Here is a 22585-nt window from a genome sequence, read left to right on the forward strand (position 1 = left end):
ATCCGCCGGATTTTGTATAGGTAAAGAAATCCGAGTTTCCCTCAAGAAAGAATTACGTCCATCAGGACATCGTGTTCATCGGCGGGGAGGTCTTCTAAAACCTGGCATGGCAGGCAGATTCCGCATAAAAAAGGATTCATGCCTGCTTTTTTCATTCTTTCTATATAAATGTCGTAAAATCCTTTGCCGTGTCCGAGCCTCTTTCCGTCTTTTGTGAACGCAACGCCAGGAACGAGGATGAGGATTCCCGTGTCATGACCGGGCTTTACCTGGCAATCTTTTTCAAGAACAAACTTTTCCAGCCCCGCCTTTGGCTCACGGATTCCAAACATTCCTGTTTCAAGCTGTTCATTAAGAGGCTTGCTTCCGTCTAGAAAATAAAAATCCATTTTGCTCTTGCCCTGCTTTAGCGCTTCTGCATCAACTTTGGGCACGCAGACTTTTTTGCCTTTTTCAAGCGAGTCCAGAATAATCGGGGTGCAGTCGGCTTCAAGAGTGTCTGGAATGTAAGCCAGAATCAGGTCTGCATTTTTGTATTGATCAAGTGACGTGACTTTTTCGCAGAGATTTTCTGCCAGTGAGTGTTTTTCCTTCCAGCTAAGCTTTTCGTTAAAATCAGTGAGCGTCTGCTTCATGGCTTTACGCAGATCTTTTTTCGTCAAAAAATTCATTATGTAATTTTAGCAAAACTGTGATATAATTTAAACTGAAATTGTCAAAAGCTAAAAAAGAGGTACTAAATGCTTAATATCAACAACAATGCGGCGCTTCGCAAGCAGGAAATCCTTGTCCGAATCGCAAAATTGCAGCTGGAAGGAAAGCTTGAAGAAGGCGTTCACTCAATTCCAAAAGAAATGGTTCCAAAAGGAAGTCCCTCAATCCGGTGTTGTGTCTATCATGACCGCGAGATTGTCCGTGACCGTGTTATGGCTCGCCTTGGTTTTTCTGTAGAAAATGTCGATGAAGAAAAACGCCTTTCAGACTTTGCGAAAGAGGCCTTAAACCGTGAAAAGCCCACCTGGCCAATCCTCACTTTCATCAATGACGCATGCAACGGTTGTGTAAAAACTCAGTTCGTTCCTACAAATGCATGTCAGGCTTGTCTGGCCCGCCCTTGTAAGGTCAACTGTCCAAAGCAGGCCATCGAGATTTACGACCATCGTGCCCACATCGATCCTGAAAAATGTATCAAATGCGGCCTCTGTGCCCAGAACTGTCCTTATCACGCAATCGTAAAAATCCCAATTCCTTGCGAAGAGGCTTGTCCGGTTGGAGCAATCACCCGCAACGAAGAAACTGGCCATGAGCAGATTGACTACGACAAGTGTATTTTCTGCGGAAAGTGCATGAGCTCTTGTCCTTTCGGTGCCGTAATGGAAAAATCCCAGCTCGTTGACGTCATCAAGCACATTATGAGCGGCAAAAAAGTTGTCGCAATGTACGCTCCTGCAATCGGAGCCCAGTTCAAGGGAGCAAAAGTCGGTCAGCTTGAAACTGCTTTGCTCCAGGCCGGTTTCAGCCGTGTTTGGGAAGTCGCAATCGGTGCTGACATCACTGCTGACCGTGAGGCCGCAGAGTTTGCCGAGCGAATGGAACGCGGTGATAAAATGATGACGACAAGCTGCTGTCCGGCTTACGTTCGTGCCGTTCAGATTCATGCTCCAGAGCTCAAGAATTGTGTCTCAGAGACAAAATCTCCGATGATTTACACTGCCGAGCTTGCAAAAAAAGCAGACCCGGGCTGCATCACTGTTTTCGTCGGTCCTTGTCTTGCAAAAAAACGCGAAGGATATGATAATGAGCTCGTTGATTATGTTCTCTCGGTTGAGGAAGTCAACGCACTTTTGACTGCAAAAGAAATCGATGTTTCCAAGATGGAAGCAAAACCAGGCAAATACAATCCGACTGTTTCTGCACGAAACTTTGCAAAGACCGGTGGTGTTGCCGAGAGCGTTAAAATCCGCCTCAAGGATGCTTCGATTCTCCGTCCTGTCGTCATCAACGGTCTCGACAAGGCTGGAGTCAAAAACTTGCAGAACTATGGCAAAATCAATGCCGGCACTGTTCCCACTCCGCCAGACTGTCCGAACCTTATCGAAGTCATGGCATGTGAGGGCGGCTGTATCGCGGGTCCAAGCGTAATCATGAACCCCAAAGCTGGTGCCGTATTGCTCAACATGTATGCAAACGCAGGTTCAAAAGAGCTCGTAGACGGAATCCCGCCAAAGTGCGACATGGATGAAGTCATCAAAAATGAGAAATAAGGAATGAGCAATTAGAAATTGAAGAGCAGGGGGAAGTCTCCCCCTCGCTCCAACCGCTTCGCGTTTTCCGCTACCCCCTCTGCGGGGGAGGAAGCCCCCGCAAGGCCCCCTGCTTGCTCTTTTTTAGTTTGTATGTTCAAAAAGTTTTTTTGTCTTTTTATCGCCTTTTCTATTTTTCCTTTAGTTTTTGCACAAACACCTTCAGTCCGCCTCGGCATCCTCAAGGGAATTGCCTGTACGCCCTGCGCTTATCTTATCGAGAACAAGGCAAAACTCGCCGTCCAGAACATGGCATTTAAAGTCTTTGATTCAGAGCAGTCTGAACTTCCGGCTCTTTTGAAGGGCGAGGTTGACTTAGGCTTTCTTGCGCCTCAAGATGCGGCCAAAGTTTTTAGTAAGGGCAAGGGGGCTGTGATTTTTCTTGGTGTCGTTCAGAACGGCAATCTTTTTCTTTTGACAAGTGATGAATCTTATTCTTCCCTAAAGGATTTACAGGGAAAAAAAGTTCTGTCTGCCGGTGAAAAGCCTGATTCCCTCATTTTCAAGCATCTGCTTTCCAAAAAAGAAAACCCGCTTGGTCAGGGCGAAAATCCGGTTCAGCTTGATTTTTCCATTCCGCCTGCAAATATCGCCAATGCCCTTATCACTAAAAAAGCCGATTACGCGATTTTGACCGAGCCTTACGCCACGGTCGCTCTCAAAAATTCAAAGGAAATCCGCCGGGTCGAAAATTTCCAGAAAATCTACAATGAAAGCGAGGAATGGTCTTCCTTTCCTGCGATGCTTCTTGTAGCCCGCGCTGATTTTGTCAGGGAAAACCGGGAACTGGTGCGGAGAGTTACTGAGGTTTACAAAAGTGCCCTGAGCTGGACCAACCAGAACCCAGCCAAAGCCGCCCTTTTGTCTGAGCGACACGGCCTTTATCATTCATCAGAAATAGTCCGCTCTTCAATTCCAAGTGCGGCCCTGGTCTGGCGTGAGTCAAATACGGCAAAATCTGACATGGAAAAATACCTGACTATTCTGGGAAAAGAAATCCCCGGCGAAGACTTTTATTTTAATCGCTAAGTTTTGATTTACTTCCCGCCATACGTTCTTTCAATTTCCTGAATCTGATCTCGTACTGCAGCTGCCTGCTCATATTCGAGGCGGTCGGCGTAGTCGCTCATCTGCTTCTTCAAAGCATCAATCAGCTTTTTACGCTGCTTCGGGTCGAAGAGGTTTGCGCTCTTTTTTAAAACGCCTAGCTCGATTTCGGCTTCTTCCTCGGCATTTGCCTGCTGTCGGACTAAGATGTCCTGAACGGCCTTTGAAACCGTGTGCGGTGTGATTCCGTGCTCTTCGTTGTATTTCTGCTGGATTTCACGGCGGCGTTTTGTCTCGGAAACAGTTTCCTTGATTGCTGGCGTGAGGTTGTCGGCGTACATTACGACCATGCCGTTTTCGTTTCGGGCTGCTCGTCCTACAATCTGAATCAAGCTCGTCGTTGAACGCAGGAAGCCGATTTTGTCGGCATCAAGAATCGCGATAAAGCTGACTTCAGGAAGGTCAATTCCTTCCCTGAGCAAGTTGATACCAATCAGAACATCGATTTCGCCAACTCGGAGCGACTTCAAAATCTCAACGCGCTCAAAAGTGTCGATTTCGGAGTGAATGTATTTGACCTTGAGGTTGAGCCCGAGAAGATAGTCGGTCAAATCCTCGGCCATTTTCTTTGTCAAAGTCAGAATCAGGCTGCGCTCACCTTTTTCAATACGCGCCTTGACTTCCTTGTAAATGTCTTCCATCTGACCTTCGCTCGGGCGCACGTCGATAATCGGGTCAAGAAGGCCTGTCGGACGGATAATCTGCTCAACGACCTGAGTTGACTGCTTGATTTCTTCGACTCGCGGAGTTGCCGTAACATAAATGACCTGGTTCATCTTCTTCCAGAACTCGTCAGCTTTAAGGGGGCGGTTGTCCAGGGCACTCGGAAGACGGAAGCCAAAGTCAATAAGGTTCTGCTTACGGCTGCGGTCGCCCTCGTACATGGCTCCAATCTGGGGAACGGTGACATGAGCCTCGTCGATCAGGCAGAGAAAATCATCAGGGAAGTAGTGGAGAAGGGTTGCCGGCGGTTCGCCGGTCTTTCTGCCTGAAATCGGACCTGAGTAGTTTTCGATTCCCGAGCAGTAGCCCATTTCCTTCATCATTTCAATATCGTAGGTGGTTCGCGTTTTGAGCCGTTCGGCTTCAATCATCTTTCCTGCTGCCTGCAAGGTTTCAACCCGTTCTTCAAGTTCTTTTTGAATACGCTCGGTCGCGCTCACAAGGGTTTCGTGGGGAACGACGAAGTGCTTTGCCGGATAAAACTGCATTTCATCAAGTTCTTCTTCGGTTGCGCGGTTTAAGACATTGAATCTGGAAATGCGGGCAACTTCATCAAAATCAAGCTCGATTCGGTAGGCGGTGTCGGTCTCCATGTAAGGCGGATAAACTTCGATTACGTCCCCGCGCACACGGAAATTTCCCCGGTCCAAAACCATGTCATTCCTCTGGTACTGAATCGAAGCCAGATCCCGCTCAAACTTTCGCAAATCAAGAATCTCGCCCTTTTCGATGTGAACGCGCATGTCCTTGTACAAGTCCGGCATACCCAGACCGTAGATGCAGCTGACAGTCGCAACGACAATTACATCGCGCCTTTCCATGAGGGAGTAAGTTGCGGCAAGACGGAGCTTATCGATTTCGTCATTGATGGAAGCGTCCTTTTCGATGTAAAGGTCGCGGGCAGGAACATAAGCTTCCGGCTGATAGTAGTCGTAATAGGAAACAAAATACTCGACGGCATTGTTAGGAAAAAAAGACTTGAATTCCCGGAAAAGCTGGGCCGAAAGAGTCTTGTTGTGGCTGATGATGAGCGTGGGCCGCTGAACCTTTTCGATGATTTTCGCCATCGTAAAAGTTTTTCCAGAGCCGGTAACGCCTTTCAAAGTCTGAAAGCGGTCACCTTTCAAAAATCCCGCGCTAAGTTTTTCAATTGCTTCCCCCTGGTCGCCCGAAGGCTGGTAAGGGCTTACGACTTGGAATTTACGCATGAGGACAGTATAGCATGTACGAAGGGGGAAGTCATCGCTTCGCTAGCGAGTTTTCTGTTCTATTTTCACTAGAAGTTCAGAAAACTCGTCCCCCTAGGGAGCGACGGCGTTAGCTGGCAAAACCTGTGAGACAGATTTTGAGCGAGTCTCCCGAAGAGCTGTGCTCGTAGGGTAAGCCCCAAACCCCGCTTTTCGATTTTATTGGTGTTTTTCGGAAAGCTGCCTTATACTGAAATCATGTGTAAAAAGTGTGGAAAAACAATAACTCAAATTTCAATAAGCCGATCGTCAACATGTGAATTCTGCGGCGCAGACTTACATTCCTGCATAAACTGTCAATTCTATTCCCCTGGAAGCCATTACGACTGCCACGAAACAATCGACGAACTCGTAAAGGACAAAGACCGCGCAAATTTCTGCGATTATTTCTCACCAGCAAAAATCGAAGCCGGAGAAGTCGAAAACTCAAAAAGCAAATCCGACCAGGCAAAGGCAGCCTTCGCGGCGTTGTTTGGGTGAAAAAATTCGGGGTGATTTTAAGCCAAAAATTGACTTTCTGGTATTGGTGTGGTATATTCTATGTGGTTCGTGGACTGCATTTGTATGCAGTTGATTCGCTTTTTATTAAGCCACGGCTCATAACTTCCCCGGCTTCGTGCTGGGGATATTTATTTAGCAGCAACTCCTGCGTATAAATCCTTGTTCCTCCAAGTTTTACTTCTTTTAATGTAAGATAGGCTACGCATTTTTTTCCATTTGACAGTTCAATCTCTTTTTGAAAACGATGAATTGCTACTATGTTCGGATCGTTTTTCGTATCAGAAAAGGTTCCAATGAAATCTGCAGTCTCAAAAATTCCTTTCAAATTTTCTGCTGCTTCAAAATGTTCTTGCACGGAAAATCCATTTACCACGGATTTTGTTATTGCTTTATCAGAAGAAATTTTACTTGCAGTATTCTTTGAAAAGCGAGCTTTCATATTTGTACTTGCATTTGTGAAAACTTTTCCAAATAAATTTGATACTGAAGTCAAAAGTGCGGCTCTGCATTCTTTGCGAAGTAAGTATTCTTCGTATGATATTTTATAAACTTCATTAGCATCAGCGATTTTAATGCCTGTATCAAGATCTATCCAAAAAACTTTGTGGTGTCCGTCAAACCACTCTTCTTTTAAGATGTGATTTTTGTATATCTCTTTCATTTGTGTTTAGTATACACGATTGTGAAGATATTTTCAATTTGCCAGAGATTTTACGATGCTGCGGATAGAGTCGAAGTCTGATTTTTTGCTGCTAATTCCTTTGTCTGTATACTACGAAAATCAAGAACATCACGAAGATTCTCCAAAAAGCTCATGTAAAAAATATAGTTAATTAAGTATTGTTTTACTTGTTAAGAGACTTTATTAAGTGTAAAATAGACTTAATAAAGTCATTACTTGATTTAGGAGAATCGCTTTTATGGCTGAACATATTTTTTACTTTTTGGATAAAGTAAAGCGATACCTTTTCATTATTCTTCTGCTTCCATTTTCGATGATTTTTGCAGAAGAAAAAGGCATAGTGCTCTTAATTTCAGAAAATTCTATACAATACGGCAAACTTACTTCTACCGAACAACTGTATGCTCGTTCCGCATTGCAAATGTTCATTGGAAACCTAACACTTGTTGACGAAATAGTAGTAAGGACTGAATCAAACGATAATGCACTCAGAGAGGTTCAGAAAAAATCTCAAATAGAAGCGAGCGTAGGCTTAGCCTCAGTACAGTCTGCCTATGCAATCGACGCAGGCGCAAAAGCCGATATAATCATCGATTTTTCACTTGTAAAATTTAATGGCTCATGGAAACTTTCATATAAAGCCAGCGATATCGAGCATCTTACTATACTTTTTGCAAAAGAATCTGCACTTTTTTCTTTGGAGCAAATTGACAAAGAGACTGATGCCCTTAGTTTTTCTGTTTTGGACAGTTTGAGTAAGCGAGGTTATATTTCGCCTCTGCCTTTTAACATAAAAACACAGCTTTTGCATGAGGCTGATTCTGAAGAAAATTTCAGGAAATACATAGCAGAATATGAAACTCGGGCACTTGATTTGAAAAAACAGCTGGATTTATTGCAAAAAGAAGCTCTTACAGCGGAAGAACGCATAAAAAATGAAAGTGCAGAACGAACACTGCGTTTGAAGATTGAAATGGCGGAACGTAAAAAGTCAGTTCTTGAAGAGTCTGAAAGAAACAGGCGTAGTGAAGCAGAAGAGTTGCGTAAACGACAGGCTGAAATAAACGAACTCTCTGAAAAACAACGACTGGATTTTGAAAAGAGACTTTCAATACTTGAAAACAGGCGAAGTGAAATTTTAAAAGCAAGTGTAAGGTCGCTCTCTTTAAAAAAGCGAATTGAACTTATAGAAGCTGATAGGGAAAATTTGAAAACTATAAAAAAGCAGGTTGAATTATCTGTTGCAGAAAGCAATGCATATTATGACAGTGAAAAACGTAAGGAAACAGCAGCTAAAAATAGGGAAGGCTGGAGAAAAGCTGATTTGTCAGAAGGAAAACCTACTGATGCGGCAAAGGAATTCCGAAAGGCTGAACTTGCACAAATAGCAAAAAAATGGGATGAGCGAAAACTCTTGGCGGAAAACGAAATTCGAGCGGGTGTAAAAAAAGTATTGGCATCTTATGAAGAAGCCTTTGCCCGCTCGCTTTCGGAACTTGAGGCGACTGAATTTACCTTTACATCAATCAGCCGCAGTGAAAATCATATTCAGCTGTACATTGATGAATATGATGCCCAGGAAGAAAGCTGGACTGTTCACACGAAAACAGATTTTTCATCCATTCCTCTTCTATTATCGCCTTATAAAGATATGCCTAATATTCAGATTCGATATACCGACATGACTGGTAAGAAAATTCCTCGGGGCACCGATGTAGATTCATACAATAGATATAGAGACAATGTTGAATGGGCTGATTTATATTTTAGGGCTGCAGTTCCCTATTTGTATGCAACGCTTTCTTTGCATGTGCAGTATGATGAAAAACTGAATAAATATAAGGCAAATTTCACTACATTTACAATAACAAAAGTTGAAAATTCACAAACGATTTATCGTAGTGGTAAGAACCTCTTGCGTTCTTCTGCACAGGGAAAGCATTTTCTGCAAAATCAAAAGCCGCGAAAAGGTGTCTTTTTAGACGGTACATTTGCAAAATCCTTTTTATACGACTGGCAGGCAGGAAGCAGGCTTTCTGCTTTTTGGGGAGACAAATTCTTGTTCGCAGGCGCTGGCATGAGTGTGTTTGGAGCAAAATATGCAGATGACTATTCTGTTAATTTTGAAAAAGGCAGACTTATTTCATTTATGGCACTTGGCGGCGTATCCGTTACTGTTTTTCGTGTCAGACCGTATGTTGAAATGGGAGCCGGTTACTATTTTACTACTGCAGATTTAAATGATGGTGCGGATGATGTTAAACTTCCATCTGGATTTTGTGCAAGCCTTGGTGGTGGTGCAGATTACTATATTACAAAGAATCTGACGGTTGGCGCATTTTATGCCTTAACTTACAACTATGGCTGTGGTTTTGTGGATAATTATGGCTTGCGGGTTGGTATAAATTTTTAGAAAGGAGGAGAGCGAAAAATGATTAAGAAAATTGTTTTGATTTTTATTCCAATGATTTTTGTTTCTTGTGCCGCCTTTCTTAATGAAAAATTTAGTGCCGCCGAGAATCTTTCGGAGAGTTTCAATGCCAGGATAAAAGGTATTTCGGTTGTTTCTTTTTCTGCCGCCGATGATATATCGCTTGCTACTGTGACTGGCAATGACAGTGTTAAGCTGACTGCCAGTACAGGCTTTACCTCATATTCATGGACTGTAGACGAAAAATCAGTTGCAGGAAGTGAAAATGAAATTTCAATAAAATATGATAACTTGGAAGGCGGCTGGCATCTTGCTACGGTTATTACCTGTGATGCAGACGGAAATTATTTTTCTGCTTCGACATATTTTCAGGTCATGAGTGAAAAAAGACCGGTTGGCTCTGGTGTAACAACCAATTTTGACAGAAGTGACTCCGAAAGTATTTCCATGTCGTATACAAATGAAGGAAATTTATTTTCATTTACTGCAACGAAGGGCTTTAGTTCGTATGCATGGATGCTGGATGCTGCTGTGCTGGCAGAAAGTGAAAGTTCTGCTGTTATTGATTTATCTACGCTGACTGCTGGTACTCACATTGTAACTGTGATTGCAAAGAATGAGGCTGGAATTTATTACTCTGCAAATGCTCAAATTGAAAAGCAAACAACTGTTGAGCCAGAAATACTGTGCTCTGGAATTACGACTGTCTTGGATTCTGAAAGCCGCAAGAGCTTTTCCGTTACATCTCTTGCGGGTGCAAAGTCTGTTTCATTTACGGCTACCAGCGGTTTTGAGTCTTACTCATGGACTTTAGACGGCTCACTGATTTCTGGAAGTGGCAATACTGCAAGTCTGGTTTTTGAAGAATTATCGATTGGCTGGCACAACATAACTGTTACAGCCAGTACAAGTGACGGATTTTATTATTCAGCAAGTATGCAGGTTCAGAAGACAGGCTCGACCGGAGCTACTGATGTGCAACTGGGGGCGATAGGCATTGGCTTTGCAAAAAATACTGATGCTCTTTCCATAACGGCTAAGACTTCTGCTAGTCAGATTATACTTACCGCTACAAATGGTTTAGATGGTTATGCATGGACGGTTGACGGTGTATCTCTCTCTGGGAATGCAAATACGGAAACTGTGGCTTTTGCACAGTTGTCAGCTGGCTGGCATGTCATAACCGTTACTGCTCATGCAAATGACGGAGTGTATTATTCAGCGGCCATGCAGATACAGAAAAAAACTTCTGCTGGAATCGCGGATATACAGACAGGAAAAATACACTTTGATTTTGCAGAAAATTCAGTTTTACTTTCCATAAATTCTGAAAACTCTGCTAGCGAAGTTTCGCTTACGGCTTCAAGTGGATTTGAAAGTTACGCATGGACACTTGATGGAGTTGCAATCACTGGAAATGCAAATACAGCAATAATTGAGCTTGTATCTCGTGAAACTGGCTGGCATTTTGTCACGGTTACTGCTGTAAAAGATGGAATTTATTATTCAGCATATAAATATATTCAAAAGAAAGGAGCATAGCATGAATATTAAAAAACGATTTTTTCTAGTTGTAGCACTTTTAATAAGTGCATTGCTTTTAGGCTGTTCGCCTGTCGCAGAAAAAGAGACGGACGAAAATGAATCTGGTGTACGCGTACAGCTTAACATAGAACTTGCGCGGACGGTTATGCCTTCGGGATTTTTGAATGCGACATACACTCTCACAGGCATTCATTCTGGGGAAAGCCGCGTCTTAATTTCAAACAAATCTGCGGCTGATTTACAGAGCCAGACACTTTGGCTTGAAGGTGGAACTTGGTCTTTTTCGCTCGATGCCTATGCAGATTCTGTAAAAATTGCAACAGCGACGCTACCTAACCAGAACATAAGCTCATCTTCATCAACTCTTACATTTACTTTCACCGGAGTGACTTTTGACTATGCTACAGGAACTGGCGGTGCAAATGTAACGTTAACTTTTGCAAAAACTTCTCAGGTTGTTGCTGCAACGGCACAACTATGTAACATAGACGGAAGCGAAAACGCTGACTTTGCTCTTAAAACTCTTACGCCAGCTGAACATTCTGACAGTTTACAGAAAGTAACATTTACTGACACAAATATTCCATCAGGTTCTTATCTGCTTGTTTTCTATTTGTATCAGGACTCAGTAAAAACAATGCAAATCGGTTACTGGCGGGAAATCGTGAATGTAGCAAAAGGTTGCGAGTCTTCAACAGTGATTAATATAGAGAACCTTAACACAGTGTATAGCATAACTTATGTGCTGAACGGACTTTCATGGGCAGAAGGATTTACAGCTCCTTCAAGTTTTAATTCAAGTCAAGGTGTGACATTGCCTGTGGCGGCCAATTTTACGAACGGAACAGCTTTTGGTGGCTGGTATACCAAAAGTGATTTTTCGGACACCGAAATAAAAAGCTGGAATGCAGGTGATTACACTGATAATGTGACTTTTTATGCAAAAGTTGAAAAATCTACTGAGGGTGTCAGCCATGACTGGTCATATCCAACTGCAGAACCAACCTTAACATGGACTGGCGAAGGAACTCTGAACAATCCTTATATCATTACAACAAGCCAGCAGCTTGCAGATTTTGCCTACATGGTAAACAACGGCACAAGCTATAGCGGAAACTACATTAAGCTTGGTGCGGACATCGACTTAAACTATGGCTCTACTGTAACGGATGCCTCTGCTTCGTACATTCAGTGGAAGCCGATTGGTGGTGCAAGCAAAGCCTTCGAAGGAAATTTCGATGGTGCAAACCACACCGTAAAAGGCTTGTATATTAATTCTTCATGTTCGTATGCAGGGTTGTTTGGCTATGTAAGCGGTTCAAGCGCCGTCGTAAAAAATGTGAGCGTACAGGGCTACATGAAAGTAACAAATGGTTATTATGTTGGTGGGGTTGTTGGAAAAATTGCGCAGGCAGAATTAAAAAATTGTGCTAACAAAGTTGAAATCAACGCAACTATGGGTAGTGGTTCCGAGTACGGTTGTGGAGGCGTTGTTGGATATGCAGAAGGATCATTCTCTGATTCAAGTAATTACAGTTATGAATATGTGACAAACTGCGCAAATTACAGTCCTGTTACTGCAAACATGACGGCTTCATACGCGCTAAATGTTGGAGGTATCTGCGGATATGACGATAAATTTGCATCAAATTTGAAATGTGTAAACTATGGCAACATCACGGGCACTTCTGCTTCAATTTGTAATGCCGGTGGCATAAGTGGCTATATGTTGTGTGGATCTGCCTCTAATTGTGAAAACTATGGCGATGTAACGGTTACTTCTTCTGCTACATGCTACGCAGGTGGTATTGCAGGTCGAATCTATTACTACTACTACAACTACTACAACAACTACTACAGCTCGATTAACAACAATATTTCATCTGGGGCAATTAAAGGAAAAGCAAGCACAACTTCATATACTGGTGGTATTTTTGGATATAGTGAAGTTACAACATCGACATCATCATCTATTAATCAATATGCGTATGCAAAGAACAATGCTTTCTATGGAACTGTAGACGGTACTGGTACCAGCATCTATCTGCGGGGCATCGGTTATTCATCCGAAGCTTCTGCAAAATATCAGAGCTGCAACTACTTCATTAGCAGCAGCGGGGCTACTGCCTCTGGTGTAGGAGGCTCTGTAGGCACATTCAAACTTGCCACAGACCAGATTTCTGCTTATGGTAGCACTACGCTTGATTATACTGGCACTCTTCTTGAAGTCTTAAACGCATGGGCTTCTGCGAACTCTTACGGCACATGGTTGGCTGGCACAGACGGCTGGCCTGTTCTGAGCGGCATTACATGGCGAAAATAATTATTCTGGAAAGTGTGCTGTGAAAAAATCTGCTTTGATCGTTTGTGCGAGTCTTCTTTTTTCTCTTTTCGTTTCATGTTCTTCTATTCCAAAATACGAGAAACCTTTGTGGGTAGATTCGTACACAATCGAGCAGTTTTTTCCGCATAAAGAATATGTGACAGGCATCGCTCATGCAAGCACAGAAGAACTTGCAAGAACTCTTGCAGAAGCGAATCTTGCTGCATATTTTACTCACGAAATCAATTCAGTCACAAAAGCGCATCAAACGCTTGTTAACACGGGAGAAAACAGAGAATCAATTGACCGTGAAATTACTGTAAAATCTCAAATTACGCTTGCCGGGGTTCAGCATACCCAAAGTTGGAGGAGTTTCGGCGATAAGCAATATTATGATTGTGCATATCTGAACAGAAAAGAAGCTTTTTCAAATTACGAAAGTACAATCATTTCGGCTCAAAAACGCTTCTATTCGTTTTACAATTCTGCCCTAAATGAAAAAGACCCATTTAAGAAAATTGCCTTGTTTAATGAAAGCAAAATTGCAGGACAAGAATATTCCGATGTGCTCGATTTTTCTTTGATACTTTATAAGTCTGGATATGAAAAATATGAAAAAGATATTTCCGTAATTGCAGGTATTGATGAAAAAATAGCAAGTACCAAGTTGAATATTTCTATGAAAGTCATCATAAACAGTGATGGAAAAGCATATAAAGCATTGGTAGAAAAGGTTATTTCAGATGCAGGCTACAGTCGCAAAAATTCAGAATATTCATATTCTATCTTAGTAACAATTCAAGCTGAAAAGGCTGTTTTTTCAGACACCATAGTTGTACAACCATCGGTTTCAATCGATGTAAGGAACAGCAATGAATCAATTTTTTCATTCAGTAAGACAGCCGAACAAATTTCAGGCTTTAAGGAAGCCGAAAACTTTGTTGATATGAAAGTACGCAAAGCGATTACCGATATTATTGAAAATGATGTTAGGGCTGAGATTTGCAAACTGTAAAAGACAGAAGTTACTGATTGATCTTACGATTAATTGAGAATGATATTGGAGAAAAAAAATGAGCAAAAAAGAGCAAATTATTTCATTCATTGAAGATTTTATTTCCAATTATGTAGAAGATGAAATTATTTTATCGGTTGCAGACATTCGTAAATGGCCTTGCGTTGCAGAATTGTGTGAAAATCATGATTCTGCAAATATCTGTAACGCAATGAAATCTGTAAAATATGGGAAATACTATGTTGGTGGTGTTGTCGATTCAACATCTTTCAAAATGTATTTTACTAAAAAATTTCAGAATGTAAAAACAGAAGATTTTGTTAGTAAAGATGAAATGGATAAATCTGTAATTTTGACAGGTTGGAAATATGTAGTTCGTAAAAAATCTTATGCTCATATTCATATATCAAACTGTGGTCAGTTATGGAAACATAGTGAGATAAAATTAGATAACGCTATAATAAATATTTATCCAACGCAAGAAATCGCTGTAAAAAATGCCGAATTGACAAAAAAAGAAATACGACTTTGTCCATTTTGTATAAAAAACAAATAAGCGAGGTCAAAATATGGAATCAATCAGAATTTTACAGGATACTTACGAAAAACTGTATGCTATAACGCCAAAATTAGGCAATTTGCTCGAAACTGAGTTTTCTCAATTAAATCAAGTAGATTGGCGTGATTATTATGTAGATTCATTTTTACAAAAAAAGAAAGTTTTCAAAAAAGAATGGAATCATCTCTATGAAATTGACAGTTATTACTTATTGGAACTTTTAAAGGAAAACTGGAATTTGTTTCGCGAAAAATCCGATTCTAATTTCTTTAATCTTGACAATTTCAATCTTTTCGTAAATCGCAGAAACAAAGTTTCTATTATCTCGATTCGTAATGAAGTGGCTCATCCAGAATATTGGGATTATGATATTGAGACATATCGTGCATGGAAAAAATCTTTGGATAAAGCTGCATTCGAACTTGGTTCAGATATGTCAGAACTGTTGTATGAACTTCATAAACCTGAAAAGGACAAAATGTTAAGTTATATCCTCGACAATACAACAAATATAACTCTAAAATCTGAAAAGCTTTCTGATGATATTCGAAATAGTGTTTTAAAAACAAAAAGTATAATGGAACAACAAACAACTGCGGCTGGAATTATTGCTTTTTTTTCAGATGCTTTGAAATCATTGCGAGGTCAGCAAGTTGTTGCGGAATTGAAAAAATTGGGGTTGCCATTGTTTGAAGATATAAAAGACGAAGTTTTTGATATGTACTATGGTATAGATAAAGATTGATATTTCTAATCTTAGCGTAAAACATATTTTTCTCCCACCACTCTCCGCCCCCGCCGTGTAGCAGTGGCGAAGCCAGTCGCATAGCGACCGCGCGTTAGCAAGCTGCGGAAGGGCGTAGCCAGTGGATTGGCGCCATGTTTTTCCCTGTCTTTTGCTAACTGTTGAATATCTCCCGAAAATACACTAAAATATTCTCATAAAGCTTTATTTTTTGAGGTAACATATTATGTTGATGACAAACGAAATCAAAGTCGGAACAGCTTTCATGTATGAAGGTGCTCCACTCATCGTTCAGAAGATGCTCGGTCAGAAGTCTGGTCGCCAGGGCATGGTTACAAAACTCCGCGTTGCTAACATTGTCACAGGCGGAACTCAGGACTTGGGTCTTGATGCTGGCGAAAAATTTGAGGAAGTTGAGCTCGTTGAAAAGAACGTAAAACTTTCTTACATCGACGGAAACGACTACCACTTCATGGATCAGGAAACTTTCGATGACATCACTTTGGAGAAGGACTACCTCGGCGACAACGCTGGTTACATCTCTCCGGATGATGACTACGAAGTAAAAATCACATACTACAACGAGAAGCCGGTTGGTGTTCGCTTGCCAATTCAGGTAACACGCACAATCACATACTGTGAGCCAGGTGTTAAAGGCGATACATCTGGTAAATCAACAAAACCAGCTACTCTCGACACAGGCATGGAAGTTAAAGTTCCATTGTTCTGTAACACAGATGACCGCATCGTAATCGATACACGTGACGGTTCATTCGTAGAACGCGCAAAAGACTAATAAACAGCTTTTGTTGGCACGAAAAAGACGGTCTTCGACGGGAGACCGTCTTTTTTTTATTTTATCTAGTGAATCTAAACTTGATATTTAAGCTAATAATTTCATAATTTCAACTTTGTCTACTGCCTGCACTGCTTTTCTTATTTTTTCGTAACGGTCTTTGTATTCGGCCGGCATTGAGTATTTTTCTAGTTCTTCCATGATTGCGTCGGCAGTGTCAAAATCAAATACGCTTACCACTTCCTTTAATGCTGAAAGGGCTTCTTCCAGTTTTGCTGGCTCGATTTGCGGGCGGGTGTCTTCCTGTGGACTTTGCGGGATGCCCAGAAGGGATGCGAGCTTTTTATGGTAGCTCTTGTAAAGCTCAAGAAGCTGGGGAGTTTTTTCCTTGATTAATGCCAGGGCTTCCTGATCTCCGATTTTTGCCTCGTCTCCGCATTTTTCCAGGAAGGCGGCCTGCTCGGAAAGTTCCATTGCTCCAATCAGGCGGGCGCTGCTTTTGAGGGCGTGAACAAGGACCGTGTAGTCATTCCATTTTTCTGTATTCTGATATTCTTCGATTAAAGCGGCTTTTTCTTCGATGGCGTCATAGAAGTTCCTGCTGGCGTCCAGGAATATTTCTCCTGTGCTGCAATTGTGGATTGCTGAGTAAATATCCAGTCCGAAAAGATTTTTCCAGAGGTCCAGGGCCAGATGAATTTCTTTGCTGGCCGTTACGTTTTTGCGCCTTTCGACTCCGTTCCATGAATTGTCTTTTTCGATGTAGCCTTCCTGTCCTGAGTGGAGGATTTTTTCTGCCGGCAGATAGCGTACCAGCGTTTCCTCAAGCTTGCTGGCTTCAACAGGCTTTGAAAGATAGTCTTCGAATCCCGCTTCAAGATACATTTCCCTGGCGCCTGAAATTGCGTTTGCCGTGAGGGCAATGCAGGTGGTGAGGCGGTTTATGCTGGTATCTTCGCCCCGGAGGACGTGCAGCATTTCAATTCCGTCCATTTTCGGCATGCGGTGGTCAATCAGGATAACGTCGTACTGCTTTTCCCGGGCCATTTTAAGCGCATCGAATCCACTTTCTGCAGTTTCAACTTGAATCCTTGTGCTGCGTAAAAGCCCTTTTATTACAGTAAGATTGAGCGGTGTATCGTCAACAACGAGAATCCTTGCATCCGGAGCCTGAAAGCTTTCTTTGTAGGCTCCGGCTTCTTCCTCAACTTTTTCTTTAATTTCTTCGTATGTGCCAATCTCATCCCAGTCGAGGACTTCCTGAGTCACTTTGAAAGAAAAATCACTTCCCTTGCCGTATTCACTTTTAACGTCGAGTTTGGAACCCATCTCCTGCAAAAGGTTTTTGACAATATTCATGCCCAAACCTGTTCCTTCGATTGTCCTGTTTCGTCTTTCTTCAATTCGTTCGAACGGGTCAAAAAGTTTTTTGATGTCTTCCTGCTTGATACCGATTCCTGTGTCGATTACCTGCGCCCAAAGGTTGATTTTGTTTTCTCCTGCTCTTTCAAAGCCGATGTTCATCGTGACAGAACCTTTTGGCGTATATTTGATTGCATTCGTGAGAATATTGAGAATACATTGTTTGATTCGTGTTTCATCGCCGTTGAGCTTGTGGGGCATGGATTTGTCAATGTTGATGATGAAATCAAGCCCCTTTTTTTCGGCTCTTCCCGAAACCATGTTCACCAGGTCGATAATTGTCGTGCATAAATCATAATCGACTGGAATAATTTCCATTTTGCCGGCTTCTATTTTTGAGAAGTCAAGAATGTCGTTAATTATAGAAAGAAGCGATTTGCCGCTGGATTGGATGTCCCTCGCATAAGACTGAATCTGCGGCTCCGTGCTTTCTCGTGTAATCATTTCGTCAAGACCAAGAATTGCGTTGATTGGAGTTCGGATTTCATGGCTCATATTGCTCAAAAAACTGGATTTTGCCTGATTCGCTGAATTTAACGCTATAAAATCTTGCTTTAAACGGCGGAAAAGATCATTGAACGTGTGTGCAAGTGAATCAAGCTCGTCATGTTTTGAACTGACCGAGAGCAGGGCATCAAGATTTGAGGTGGAAATGCTGGCAGCGGCCTTTGTCATTTTTACGATTGGCCTTAGCGTTCGTTTGGCGATAAAAAATGAAGTGAAATACGAGATTATAAGGAGCGGAATAAATCCCAGTGCCAGTGATTTCGGTGTCATAAAATTGAAAATATTTGCCATCTTGTCACGGTCAATGGAATTTGAAACTTGAATTACGTAAGTTGTATTTCCTTTTTTGATTTTATGGGTTTGATAAACGACATTTAAGTCACCGTCCGTATAAAATGATTTTTTCTGATAAATTCTGGGTTTTTCTTCTGCTTCGGGGAGAATTGGAATTAATGGCCCGTTTGTCGCAAGAATTTCTTTTGTCTCACCATCGTAAATGCTGTATGTGATATAGTAAGGAAGTTTTGATTCGGCGGCATAAAGCGAATTTTCACCTTTAAGTGCGTCCAGAATTGAAACAAGGGCCGTGTGGATTTCATTATCCTTTGTTCTGCGTGCATTTAAATCAACGATGTAAACAAAGTGCGCGGCAAGTGCCAGCTCCATAAGCGCAAGAAAGAATGAGAATTTGATGGCTGTTTTTTGTGCGAGGGATCTCATGCGCTAGTCTCCTTGGGGTGCAGATGTTTTGCATGAATATTCTTTTGATGTCCATGGTAAAAGAGAGCCGAATTTTTTGATTTTCAGCTCTTCCTGATCATAGGACTTTAAATTTTTGAATTCCAGAGTGAATTTCGTTCCGACTGATAATTTTGTTTTGATTTCGAGAATTTTACCGGTTTTGTTGTAGCGGAAATCCGAAGATTCATCGAGTTCCTTTCCATTTATAAAAATATTCTCACGTTTGCAGGTCGATGGATTTATAGGAATGTTGAAAGTTATGAGAATGATTTCGGAGGTTGTTTCGATATGCACGACTTGAAACGGATCGTGCTTGCTGGGTAAACGCATTCCGTTGAAAGAGTATGTGCCGCTTGTGTTCAGATTGCCGGGATTTATTGGTGCGCTGTGCCCGCCTCGACCTGCCCCCGGACCTGACGGAGAATGTGAGCCGCCGGGCCCGCCGGGCCAGCCATGACCAGAAGGCCCCCTTCCTCCGCCTGGTTGAGCAAAAAAAGGGCTTGTAGAGAAAATCAAAAAAAAGGCCAGAAAAAAAATCTTTCTCTTCATTGATGCCTAAAATCCTCAGGAATAAAATAATTCGCTTTCAAAAGAAACTCCTTCTTCGGTTTTGCCTACGATTGTGAGCTTCTTTTCTGATTCGTTGATTTTGCCAAAAATTTCAAGCTTTTGACCAAGTTTTGCTTCTTTTGCGTAGTTGAGCCTGAAATCAGTGAATGTTGTCGTGCGAAAATCAGCCGGAATTGAATCTGCAACGAATGCGCCGTAACGTGCATTGTTTACATGGTTGTTTCCGTCGATGTCCGAGTATTTTATGATTCTTTCGTCCCATTTTTCCAGGTCTTCCGGGATTTGAATCTTGCCATATTTGAGACAGTCGTGCTCTTTTTGTGATTCCACTGGCTTCCTCATGTCAAATTTTTTGGTCGGAATGATTCTGTGGAGGACCGGATCAACCAAAAGCCATGAAGAGATTCCTGTGATTAAAGGCTGGCCCTCTGGCGTGGTGAATTCGTAGGCTCGGACAAGCTGAAGGGGCTCTGCCTTTTCCTCATATGTTGTAAAGACATAGTTTTCGTTTTCCTTGGGCATCCTGTGGAATCTGAATGCCGTCCTTGAGACCAGAATCGCATAGCCGTGCTGGGTGAGTGTGTCCCTGTCCATGCCCCTCTGTGCGTAATCTTCGACTGCCATGTCGCTGCTGACACGAAGAAGGTCGTAGAGGCTCATTCTTTTGTTTGAATCGCTCTGTGAGAACTGAACTTTATGCTCTGAGTGGAAGGTGATTCCATCGTCATCATACCATTGTTTTTGTGCTGTCATATTTCCATTAACTCCTCGACAAAATTATAAGAATTTTCGCGTTTTAGGATAACTATCGTAATATCATCGTCACGTTTGACCCCTTTCGTGAAGTCATTGAAGGCGCTGATTATGTCTTCCATGATGCCCTGGGAATCTTTTGCATAGCTCGAGCGGATTATGTTTTTGACCCTCTCCTTGCCGAACATTTCGTTTGATGTGTTGCGGCTTTCCGTGAGGCCGTCCGTATAAAATAGAAGAATGTCGTTTTCGGCCATTTTAAAGCTGATTTGGGGGAAGGAAACCGTGATGAAGTCGAGGCCGATTGCTCCGTGGTGGTCTACATTGCTGCCCGATTTGATTTCGTCGCAGATTCCGTCTTCCGCTGAATAGAGAAATGGATTTGGGTGGCCTGCGTTTGCCATTTCGACCTTGCAGACGTCCTTTTCGTTGAATGGCTTGAAGCGGAACATGAGGCCTGTGAGGTAATTTTCGATTCCGCCCTTTGCCTCGATGATTTCATCGTTGATTTCGTAGAGGGTGCGGGAAACTGTCTCGTTCTTCTGCATATTTCGCATGAAGGACTGGAAGATTATGTTCTTTGCCAGCATGGTGACGAGGCTGGCCGCAATGCCGTGACCTGAAACGTCAAATAATGAGAAGCCGTTGAGTGTGTTATCCTTTACATAAAAGTCGTACATGTCGCCTGAAACTTTGTCCAGGGGACTGTAGCTGACGGAAATATCCCAGCCCCGGAGTTTTTGAGGCGGATAGGGGAAGAATTTCTTTTGAACGAGGGAGGCCATTTCCAAATCGGTCTGGGCGCGGAAAATCTGCTGCTCAAGCTCGCTGTTTTTGTTTGAAAGTTCCAGAGTCTGCCGGTCAATTTCCTTGCGGAGATTGATGTTGAGGTATTCGTTTTGCGAGACGGCCCGGTTGTATCTGGTACTGAGCAGGATGAGGAAGCAGAGGATTGAAAGCTGCCAGCCGAAAAGCGTGATGTAGGGAATGTCGATTTTCTGGAAAAAGCCCTTGATGATGAAGTCGATGATGATTGAAACTGAAAGTGGAATCAGGACTGATATGAGAATCCTGAAATTCTTCCGTTCTTCCTTGCTCTGCTTTTTTTTGACCACGAAGAGAAAGCCCAGAAAAAGCTGAAGGCCGGAAAGACTGAGCATGAGGGGGCAGATGAGTTCAAGAAATCCGTAATCCGGTGCACAGAAGGTTATCAGTGAACAGAAGCCGAGGATTGAAAGCCTTACGATTCGGTAAATTTTTGTTTCGCTGCCCTTGATGAACTGGATTGTCAGAGTTGCGAGCGAGAATACAATCAGATAGAGTCCTTCGCACATGGTTGATTTTATAAAAAAGAGGAAGGAAATCTGATTGCTGGAGAGAAGGGGAAGATTGGGCGAAAAGAATGGAAGCGTAAAAAGCATTGATGCGATGCAGAGGCATGAAAATGAAAGGTAGGCCCGCTCTTTTTTGCGCCACAAGAAAATCAAAAGGAAGAGGATTGTTGTAAAAAGCATGCCGCCTTCCGCAAAAAGATAGATTGTTGACTGAAAGAAGCTGAGGAAGGTGTTTATCGAGGCGATTTTGTCGTGTTCGCCCAAAAGGATTGTGTCTGAAATGCCGCTGACACCCTTGCAGTAGACTTTTATGAATATCACGTTGCGGCCCACTGAATTGAGGACGGAAGCCGGAATGGAATAGAAATGGGTGCCCCAGAGAACGCTGCGCTCGTTGGGCGGGAACTGGCCGTAGCCTCCGACATAGCTGCCGTTTACCCAGACTTTGTCCGCGAAATGAAGGTAGGTTATGAGAAGGGCAAGGGATTTGTGACGGAGATTTTCTGGAACCGGAAAGACCATCATGAGCCAGATATATTCCTGACCGGGTTTTATGACTTTCTGTATGTTTCCGATTCCGTCCGTGCTGAATTTGTGGAAGCGGCGTGATTCAACGTCTTCGATAGTGCTGTTTCTGTCACATTCTGCCCAGTAGAGGCGGTCTTTTAAATTAAGGATTTCCTGCGACTGAATCTGCTTTTTAGGGCTTACACAGGATGAAAGGAAGAGGATAAAAAAAGAAAATGTTAAAAACAGAATCTTATTTTTTTGCACGTAAAAATTATATCATGGAATCTCCAAAATCTAAATTGAATTTTTAGGAAATATTAAGATATTCTTATTTTCGCGGCTTGGCCAGAAGCATTCCCCGGCCCCATAAAAATCCGTTCCTGTTTTCGAAAAGCCAGAATTCCTCTCCATAGCAGAAAATCGCCATGTCGTAGTAGCCCACCCTTGTTCCCAGCGGAACCGGAATCATTTTTTCCTTTTCTCCTTTTGCAAGCTCGTCAAATCTTTTTACTTTGAAAATTTCCTGGGCGATTTTCTTGCCCTCGGCCAGATCGTTAAAGCAGTAAAAGCTTGTGTAAAGTTCTCCGCCGCTTTTAAAAGGAAGCACGACCTGAACTTTTTCCCAGGCAAAGGAAAGTGAGGCGATAATGAGGAAAATTGAAGTGAAAAGGAGTTTTTTCAAAAACATATTATATTATCGGACAATCTGAAAGAAATAATCTTGAAATATACTGAATATATGCTATAATGAATATTAAATTATTGCCAAGA

The 22585-nt window shown here is 42.3% G+C and carries 19 protein-coding genes; 11 read left to right on the forward strand and 8 right to left on the reverse strand.

Features of this window, described 5'->3' with window-relative positions; all coding sequences use genetic code 11:
- Positions 1-41: 41 nt before the first annotated feature.
- Positions 42-671, reverse strand: coding sequence for a 5-formyltetrahydrofolate cyclo-ligase (locus HNP76_RS06420; protein ID WP_184658677.1), 630 nt, complete (start codon positions 669-671; stop codon positions 42-44).
- Between the two features lie 69 nt (positions 672-740).
- Between HNP76_RS06420 and HNP76_RS06425 the strand changes: the two genes are divergently transcribed.
- Positions 741-2264, forward strand: a complete 1524-nt coding sequence (locus HNP76_RS06425) for a monomeric [FeFe] hydrogenase (RefSeq protein WP_184658679.1) — start codon at positions 741-743, stop codon at positions 2262-2264.
- 132 nt (positions 2265-2396) lie between these two features.
- On the forward strand, positions 2397-3332 hold the full coding sequence (locus HNP76_RS06430; protein WP_184658681.1) for an ABC transporter substrate-binding protein: 936 nt from the start codon (positions 2397-2399) through the stop codon (positions 3330-3332).
- A gap of 8 nt (positions 3333-3340) precedes the next feature.
- Here HNP76_RS06430 and uvrB read toward each other — a convergent pair whose 3' ends face one another.
- A complete protein-coding gene (gene uvrB, locus HNP76_RS06435; RefSeq protein WP_184658683.1) occupies positions 3341-5341 on the reverse strand; it encodes an excinuclease ABC subunit UvrB in 2001 nt (666 codons plus the stop codon).
- 237 nt (positions 5342-5578) lie between these two features.
- Between uvrB and HNP76_RS06440 the strand changes: the two genes are divergently transcribed.
- A complete protein-coding gene (locus HNP76_RS06440) occupies positions 5579-5860 on the forward strand; it encodes a hypothetical protein (protein ID WP_184658685.1) in 282 nt (93 codons plus the stop codon).
- 58 nt (positions 5861-5918) lie between these two features.
- Here HNP76_RS06440 and HNP76_RS06445 read toward each other — a convergent pair whose 3' ends face one another.
- Positions 5919-6542: an LPD3 domain-containing protein gene (locus tag HNP76_RS06445; RefSeq protein WP_184658687.1), complete on the reverse strand. Its 624-nt coding sequence runs from the start codon at positions 6540-6542 to the stop codon at positions 5919-5921.
- Positions 6543-6801: 259 nt separating this feature from the next.
- Here HNP76_RS06445 and HNP76_RS06450 point away from each other — a divergent pair, with 259 nt between their 5' ends.
- The 7 genes from HNP76_RS06450 (at position 6802) to efp (ending at position 15977) form a co-directional block, all read left to right on the forward strand.
- Complete coding sequence (locus HNP76_RS06450) at positions 6802-8976, forward strand: putative outer membrane beta-barrel protein (protein ID WP_184658689.1); 2175 nt, start codon at positions 6802-6804, stop codon at positions 8974-8976.
- 18 nt (positions 8977-8994) lie between these two features.
- Positions 8995-10536 carry a hypothetical protein gene (locus tag HNP76_RS06455; RefSeq protein WP_184658691.1) on the forward strand — a complete coding sequence of 514 codons (1542 nt, stop codon included), beginning with the start codon at positions 8995-8997 and terminating at the stop codon, positions 10534-10536.
- Between the two features lies 1 nt (position 10537).
- Complete coding sequence (locus tag HNP76_RS06460) at positions 10538-12862, forward strand: InlB B-repeat-containing protein (RefSeq protein ID WP_184658693.1); 2325 nt, start codon at positions 10538-10540, stop codon at positions 12860-12862.
- Positions 12863-12881: 19 nt separating this feature from the next.
- The gene (locus HNP76_RS06465) at positions 12882-13877 is read left to right on the forward strand and encodes a hypothetical protein (protein WP_184658695.1); all 996 of its coding nucleotides are present in this window, start codon (positions 12882-12884) and stop codon (positions 13875-13877) included.
- Positions 13878-13935: 58 nt separating this feature from the next.
- Positions 13936-14433 (forward strand): hypothetical protein, encoded by a 498-nt coding sequence (locus HNP76_RS06470; protein ID WP_184658697.1) that lies wholly within the window; start codon positions 13936-13938, stop codon positions 14431-14433.
- 13 nt (positions 14434-14446) lie between these two features.
- Positions 14447-15181 (forward strand): hypothetical protein, encoded by a 735-nt coding sequence (locus HNP76_RS06475; protein ID WP_184658699.1) that lies wholly within the window; start codon positions 14447-14449, stop codon positions 15179-15181.
- A gap of 226 nt (positions 15182-15407) precedes the next feature.
- Entirely contained in the window at positions 15408-15977 is a 570-nt protein-coding gene (gene efp / locus HNP76_RS06480) for an elongation factor P (RefSeq protein WP_184658701.1), read from the forward strand.
- Between the two features lie 87 nt (positions 15978-16064).
- Here efp and HNP76_RS06485 read toward each other — a convergent pair whose 3' ends face one another.
- Together HNP76_RS06485 and HNP76_RS06490 are read right to left on the reverse strand one after the other, a co-directional pair.
- Positions 16065-18626, reverse strand: coding sequence for an ATP-binding protein (locus HNP76_RS06485; RefSeq protein ID WP_184658703.1), 2562 nt, complete (start codon positions 18624-18626; stop codon positions 16065-16067).
- Between the two features lie 3 nt (positions 18627-18629).
- Positions 18630-18977, reverse strand: coding sequence for a hypothetical protein (locus tag HNP76_RS06490; protein WP_184658705.1), 348 nt, complete (start codon positions 18975-18977; stop codon positions 18630-18632).
- A gap of 23 nt (positions 18978-19000) precedes the next feature.
- Here HNP76_RS06490 and HNP76_RS06495 point away from each other — a divergent pair, with 23 nt between their 5' ends.
- Entirely contained in the window at positions 19001-19153 is a 153-nt protein-coding gene (locus HNP76_RS06495) for a hypothetical protein (RefSeq protein ID WP_184658706.1), read from the forward strand.
- Between the two features lie 58 nt (positions 19154-19211).
- Here HNP76_RS06495 and HNP76_RS06500 read toward each other — a convergent pair whose 3' ends face one another.
- The 3 genes from HNP76_RS06500 to HNP76_RS06510 form a co-directional block, all read right to left on the reverse strand.
- Positions 19212-19970: an acyl-[acyl-carrier-protein] thioesterase gene (locus tag HNP76_RS06500; protein WP_184658708.1), complete on the reverse strand. Its 759-nt coding sequence runs from the start codon at positions 19968-19970 to the stop codon at positions 19212-19214.
- Positions 19967-22078 (reverse strand): PP2C family protein-serine/threonine phosphatase, encoded by a 2112-nt coding sequence (locus HNP76_RS14440; protein ID WP_184658710.1) that lies wholly within the window; start codon positions 22076-22078, stop codon positions 19967-19969. The genes HNP76_RS06500 and HNP76_RS14440 overlap by 4 nt, the downstream gene beginning before the upstream one ends.
- Before the next feature lie 64 nt (positions 22079-22142).
- Positions 22143-22496, reverse strand: a complete 354-nt coding sequence (locus tag HNP76_RS06510) for a hypothetical protein (RefSeq protein ID WP_184658712.1) — start codon at positions 22494-22496, stop codon at positions 22143-22145.
- Between the last annotated feature and the right edge of the window lie 89 nt (positions 22497-22585).

The sequence above is a fragment of the Treponema ruminis genome (assembly GCF_014201975.1).
Classification (GTDB): Bacteria; Spirochaetota; Spirochaetia; order Treponematales; family Treponemataceae; genus Treponema_D; species Treponema_D ruminis.